5 protein-coding genes and 1 pseudogene are annotated in these 6565 nt (G+C 39.4%); 2 read left to right on the top strand and 4 right to left on the bottom strand.

Going from position 1 to position 6565, the window contains the following annotated elements:
• Nucleotides 1-12: 12 nt before the first annotated feature.
• Both P20480_RS05640 and P20480_RS05645 read left to right on the top strand, forming a co-directional pair.
• Nucleotides 13-801: an ABC transporter ATP-binding protein gene (locus tag P20480_RS05640; RefSeq protein ID WP_008131198.1), complete on the top strand. Its 789-nt coding sequence runs from the start codon at nt 13-15 to the stop codon at nt 799-801.
• Nucleotides 794-2003, top strand: a pseudogene (locus tag P20480_RS05645) (ABC transporter permease). The gene P20480_RS05640 and the pseudogene P20480_RS05645 overlap by 8 nt, the downstream one beginning before the upstream one ends.
• A gap of 98 nt (nt 2004-2101) precedes the next feature.
• Here P20480_RS05645 and P20480_RS05650 read toward each other — a convergent pair.
• From P20480_RS05650 to P20480_RS05665, 4 genes are all read right to left on the bottom strand, one after another.
• Nucleotides 2102-2941 carry a UDP-2,3-diacylglucosamine diphosphatase gene (locus P20480_RS05650; protein ID WP_008131192.1) on the bottom strand — a complete coding sequence of 280 codons (840 nt, stop codon included), beginning with the start codon at nt 2939-2941 and terminating at the stop codon, nt 2102-2104.
• Between the two features lie 161 nt (nt 2942-3102).
• Nucleotides 3103-4827: a proline--tRNA ligase gene (locus tag P20480_RS05655; RefSeq protein WP_008131190.1), complete on the bottom strand. Its 1725-nt coding sequence runs from the start codon at nt 4825-4827 to the stop codon at nt 3103-3105.
• Between the two features lie 88 nt (nt 4828-4915).
• Nucleotides 4916-5620, bottom strand: a complete 705-nt coding sequence (gene tsaA, locus P20480_RS05660) for a tRNA (N6-threonylcarbamoyladenosine(37)-N6)-methyltransferase TrmO (RefSeq protein ID WP_008131188.1) — start codon at nt 5618-5620, stop codon at nt 4916-4918.
• 181 nt (nt 5621-5801) lie between these two features.
• On the bottom strand, nt 5802-6371 hold the full coding sequence (locus P20480_RS05665) for an outer membrane beta-barrel protein (protein ID WP_008131186.1): 570 nt from the start codon (nt 6369-6371) through the stop codon (nt 5802-5804).
• Nucleotides 6372-6565: the final 194 nt, after the last annotated feature.

Raw genomic sequence — 6565 nt, 5'->3', positions numbered from 1 at the left:
AAGGACATGCGCATGATAGAAGTTGCCGGGCTTAAAAAACGTTTTAAGCTGACGAAAGACCATAAAAAAAATAAAGTAGATGATATCGATCCGCGTGAAGATAAAGACTACTTTCATTCAGTACGAGATGTCAGTTTTCGCTGCGCTGAAGGCGAAGTATTAGGGTTGTTAGGCCCTAATGGCGCAGGTAAAACAACCACCTTAAGAATGATCTCAACAGCCTTAAAGCCCGATGAAGGCTCTATTACAATTGCTGGCAACGATATTGTTAAAAAACCTCTTTTAGGGCGAAAGTCGATTGGGTTTTTATCAGGCTCTACTGGCTTGTATGGTCGTCTGACCGTTAAAGAAAACATAGAGTACTTTGCAAAACTTCACGGGATGAAAAAAAGCGATATAGCATCACGTTGTGATGAGCTTTTTACATTACTCGATATGCATAAATTTATAGATAAGCGCGCTGAAAATTTATCAACTGGTATGAAACAAAAAGCAAATATAGCCCGTGCAGTTGTACATCGCCCAAAAGTAGTTGTGCTCGATGAGCCTACAACAGGCCTTGATATCATGACCACACAAACAGTGATCGAATTTATCAAAGGTTTAAAAGCACAAGGCACACCGGTTATTTTTTCTACCCATCATTTAGATGAAGTCGCATTGTTATGTGACCGTGTAGCGGTAATTAACGAAGGCATAAGCTGCTTTGATGGCACAGTTGAAGAGTTTAAACAAGCCGGAAACAGTGAAGAGTTAAACCAAGCGTTTATGAACATATTAACGGAGAAGCATAATGTTTGAAGTATATAAAAAGGAATTAAAAGAGCTCCTTCGCGAACAAAAAAACGCTTATGTTTGTTGTGGCGCTGCCAGTACTTATTTTCCCAATAATTTTTGCCGTTATGGCTTTTATTAGTTCGCAAGCGGCACTTGAAGCTGACCAAAAAGTTAATACTTACGTAATTATTAATGGTGAATACGCACCAGAATTTACCAACAAAGTGTTTTACCACAAAAGCTTTGAACTTTATAAGGGCAGTAAAACCTTTAATACAATAGAAGAGCTCAAAGCAGGTGTTACTGCCGGCGATATAGATATGGGTATTTATTTGCCAAGTAACGCAGAAGATACACTCGACAGTGGTGAACAAAGCAAATGGGAAGTGGTATTTAACGACGCAAAATCAATAAATTTTTTATTTGACCGGGTCAAAGAACTAGCTCAAGAATACAGCGACGTATTGCAAGCCAAAAAATTAAAAAGCTTTGGGATAGAAGAGTCTACGCACAAAGCTATCCTTACCCCTATTGAAGTTGTTAAAGTAGATACGGCCGATAAACGTGAAAACTTAGGTGAAAAAATAGGTGGCTTTTTACCATATTTACTTATTCCATTGGTGTTAATGGGCGCTACATATCCTGCAATTGACTTAGGGGCCGGTGAAAAAGAGCGCGGCACACTAGAAACACTCTTACTTACACCCATAACACGCACAGAGCTGGTATTAGGTAAATTTATAACATTACTGACCACCTCTATTGCATCAACCACTATTACGGTTGTGAGTATGGGGTGTTGGGTTGCTGTTGCACTGGCGTTCGCAGACTTAGACTTTATAAAAACGGCATTTAGTACTTTGGCGGTTACCGATTTGCTGATGATTTTTGTATTATTACTGCCATTGGCTGCCATATTTTCTTCTTTAGCGTTAGCTATATCTATTTATGCGCGTACGTTTAAAGAAGCACAAAACTACATGGCTCCTTTAAGTATGGGGGTGTTTTTCCCTATTATTATTTCAATAATGCCAAATATGGAATTGACTGCTAAAACCGCGTTTATTCCAGTAACCAACGTTGCATTAGCCATTAAAGACATAATTAAAGGCACTGTAGATTACACGTTTGTAGGGCTCATATTTTTAGCAACCGCTCTTATTGCAGGTGCGTTACTCGCATTTTGCGTTAAATGGTTTAACCGAGAAGATGTACTATTTAGATAGTGTGCTACTCATCTTTAAAAAGCATCACTTAAGTGATGCTTTTTTGTTTAAGGCCGTCAACAAGGGTTAAAATTTATGACTTGGTTTAAAGTCAGTAATTAGGCTGCCGACTTTTTAGGTTTTGCATCGTCATTACTCATTAGTGGCGATGAAATGTTAGATATGTCGGCGCTGTCTAAAACTGTGTGTGTATCTGACCAGTGAAGCAGTTCTATTTTTCCATCGGCTTGTTCCACTAAGGCGGTGCAGTTTTCTATCCAATCGCCGTCGTTACAATACACTATGCCGTCGCACACTTTTATTTTAGGGTGGTGTATATGCCCACAAATAATTCCGTCTACGTTTTGTTTTTTTGCCTCATGAATAGCTGCGTCTTCAAATGCATTTATTGCTTCGCGTGCCTTATGCACTCGTGCTTTTATCCACGACGCTAACGACCAATAATTACCCCCAAACAACTTTCTTATTTTATTGCTCCAACGATTTAAAAATAAAAGCAAATCGTAGCCTGCATCGCCAGCAATGCTAATAATTTTGTTATAACGAGTTGCGCTATCAAAGTCATCGCCGTGAACGAGCAAAAAGCGTTTATTGGCTTGAGTTACATGAATATACTGCTGGTGGACCTCTATACCAAATAGGGTTTGATTTATATAGTTTCTAAAGGTTTCGTCATGGTTTCCTGGTATATAAATTACGCGTGTTCCGTTGGCCGCTTTTTGTTGAATGCAATTAAGTATTTGATAGTGAGAGGGGTGCCAATAAAATTGGCGCTTCATAGACCATAAATCAATAATGTCGCCAACTAAATATAAAACGTCAGTCTCAACAGCGCTTAGAAAATCGAGTAAATAATCAGCTCTGCAATCTTTATAGCCTAGGTGAACATCTGATATCCATATAGCAGGGTATTTAGCCTTTTGTTCAGCACTTTTCATATTGTCCCTCGTTAGTTTTGTTAGCTATAAATTACTTTAGAGAGAAAAAATGACAGTGATACGACATTTTTAGTAAAGCTATATGACACAAAATTCAGGCATAAAAAAAACCGCTTAAAAAGCGGTTTTTGCATTCACGTTATTGAATAACGAATAAGAGTTTAGGCTTGCATAGCTGCTTTAATGCTTTCAATAGCGGTATCTATGTCAATCATTAGCTTTTCACCAGTGCGACGATTTTTAAGCTCTACTTTATTTTCGTCTAGGTTACGTTCGCCAATTACAAGTGTGAAAGGCACACCTACAAGCTCCATATCATTAAACATGACACCTGGGCGCTCTTTTCTATCGTCAAATAACACATCCACACCTGCATCTTTTAAACCTTGGTAAAGGCTGTTTGCAATATCAGGAATACGATGCGACTTGTGCATGTTCATTGGTACAATAGCAAGGTCGAACGGCGCAATAGATTGTGGCCAAATAATACCGTATTTATCGTTGTTTTGCTCAATAGCAGCAGCCACAATACGCGATACACCTACACCGTAACAACCCATGGTCATTACTTGGTTTTTGCCATCTTCGTTTAATACGCCTGCTTTCATGGCTTCTGAGTATTTTGTGCCAAGTTGGAATATATGTCCTACTTCAACACCACGTTTAATTTGTAATGTGCCTTGGCCGCAAGGGCTAGGATCGCCTTCTACAATGTTACGAATATCAGCAACGTCGTAGTTAGTTACATCACGGTCCCAGTTTATGCCGCTAAAGTGTTCGTCGTCTTTATTAGCACCGGCTACAAAGTCAGCCATTACGTTGGCTGTGCGGTCAACAATAATTGGCATTGTTAATCCTACAGGACCTAGTGAGCCAGGTTTTGCGCCGATTGCAGCAATGATGTCTGCTTCTTTTGCCATTTCAAGCGGTGAGTCAACGAGAGGGTGTTTTTCCGCTTTCAATTCGTTTAATTCGTGATCGCCACGAATAACAAGGGCAACTAAACCACGTTGTTCGTTTTCATCTGGGGCACCATAAACGATTAACGTTTTAACACTACGGTGTGGTTTAACACCGTAATGCTTTTTAAGCTCTTCAATTGTTTTAGCATCTGGAGTCGGGAACGCTTTTAATTCTTTTGTAGCATCAGCACGAGGCTCTGTTGGGGCAAGGGCTTCGGCTTTTTCAATATTAGCGGCGTAATCACTACCATCGCTAAATGCGATAGCGTCTTCACCTGATTCGGCTAAAACATGGAATTCATGAGACACGCTACCACCAATAGACCCTGTATCGGCAATTACTGGGCGGTAATCTAGGCCTAAACGTTCGAAAATATTACAGTATGCTTTGTGCATTGCTTGATACGTATTATTTAAACATTCTTCACTCAAATGAAATGAATAAGCGTCTTTCATGGTGAATTCACGGGCGCGCATAACACCAAAGCGAGGGCGTCGTTCGTCACGTACTTTAGTTTGTACTTGATATAAAGTAAGTGGTAACTGTTTATAGCTATTCACTTCTTTGCGAACAAAATCGGTGATTACTTCTTCATGTGTTGGACCAAGTGCAAATTCACGATTATGACGGTCTGTAAAGCGCATTAGCTCTGGACCAAACTCGCTCCAACGGCCTGACTCTTCCCATAAATCAGCAGGTTGTATCACAGGCATCAGCATTTCTATTGCGCCTGCTTTGTCCATTTCTTCACGAACAATGTTTTCAACTTTACGCAAAACGCGTAAACCAGAGGGTAACCAAGTGTATAAACCCGAAGCGACGCGACGGATCATACCGGCTCTAAGCATTAACTGATGCGATACAATTTCAGCATCTGAAGGCGTTTCTTTAAGTGTTGCGAGTATATATTGACTGGTACGCATTATTTTTCCGAAATAGAGTAATATGTTCTTTTAATAGAGCTTAAGTTTACCAGCGGTTGCTTTTACACAAAAGCGCTAAGTGAGTTATTTAGCTTTTTTCTATACTTGTTACTAGGTTGTGCTCGCCATTAACTTGCCAGCGTATATTGTAATCATACAATGTCATTCCATAGCTCTGCTCGCCGTCTTTTTGTTTTTTGTAAGCAGGGCGTGGATCTTGTTTTAAAACATTACTAATAAAGTTTAATAAATCAGGGTATTGAGTTTGCTGCTCAATGAATAAAGTCACTTCAGGGGTAAACTCTACGCTCATTTGTGTTTCTGGGCGTGTATCTGCAAAGCCAGCACTTGCGTCAAGCATGGCATCTGAATAAGGCAAGTAGGGTTTTATGTCAATGATGGGTGTGCCATCAAGCAGGTCTATTCCGGCAAGTAATAGACTGAGTTGGCCATTTTTATATTCTATACCCTCAAGCTTCACTGCACTCATACCAATGGCATTTGGTCTGAAAGTAGCACGAGTAGCAAATACACCTTTGCGTTCATTACCGCCTAAGCGAGGAGGGCGCACCATGGCCGAGTAGCCTTTATCTGCGGTTTCATGAAAACGAAACAATAACCAAATGTGGGTAAATTCATCAATACCGCGTACAAATTCTTCGCGGTTAAAATCAGGCGCAAAAATAAGTTTTGCTTTGGCTTCGGGTACTAAACGAGGTTGTCTTGGTATGGCAAACTTTTGTTTATAGGGAGATTGTATGTGGCCAACGGCCGAAATGCTGTAGTCGCTCATGTTACTCAAGTACAAATAGAATAGGCGGGTATTCTACCTTTATTTACAGGCCATCGCATCACAGCATAGCAATTTATTTAATTAGACTAAATGGTTTAAAATAGCTTTTAGACTGAATGGTTTATATAAAGCAGAAAAAGGTAAGCCTAAGCTTACCTTTGTTAAACAACCTGTTTATAGTTTAAAACATGTATTGCAGTGACACTGATGCTACATCCATATCAGGATCAATATCATCGTCTAGTTTGTAACGCTCGTACTCTAAACGCATTTGCACATTGCTAGAAAAAGCAAACTCTAAACCAGCACCATAAAATGCGTCACCGCCATCTTGTGAAGTAGAAACGCTTCCAACAGGGAGTTCTTGTTTTATATCTGCATCCCATTCTAACCAACCACCTTTGGCATAAACTGAAAAGCTCTCAGTTAATGGGATACCTAAACGCGCGGCCAATGACACGCCGTCAATTTCAGCTTTGCTATCAATATCGCTAACTTCATCAAAGTTTTGATAAGCCAGCTCTACACTTAAATATTCATTAAATTGCGTACCAACATATCCTTTGAGCATTTGTGCGTCATCATCAAAATCAGTATCGTTTTCACTGTCTTCAAATTCAAAAGAGTACTGTCCGTAACCTATACCGGTATAAATACGTGGAGAATCAAAATCGGAAATATCTGCCTGCGCCGCAGAGTTAAAACCAAGTGTTGCTAGCGCTAGTGCTGAAAGTGAAAGTGATTTAATCATTAAATAGCTCCTTTAAAAAATAAAATGGTTTGATTTTTCAAACTTCAATTACTTATTTGCAGTGAACATGCCAATGATTAAATTGATTACTAAAACAGCTGAACTAGTATTTTTGGATTAGTTATTTGGGTTGTTTAGGTTTTTTATTAAACAAATCGCTAACTGCTAAGATTTAGCGATTTTAAATAAATTGT

It is taken from the genome of Pseudoalteromonas sp. BSi20480, from assembly GCF_000241365.1.
In the GTDB taxonomy this organism is placed as follows: domain Bacteria; phylum Pseudomonadota; class Gammaproteobacteria; order Enterobacterales; family Alteromonadaceae; genus Pseudoalteromonas; species Pseudoalteromonas marina.
Note: the sequence above shows the minus strand (reverse complement) of the source record. Positions and strands in the feature narration are given on the sequence as shown.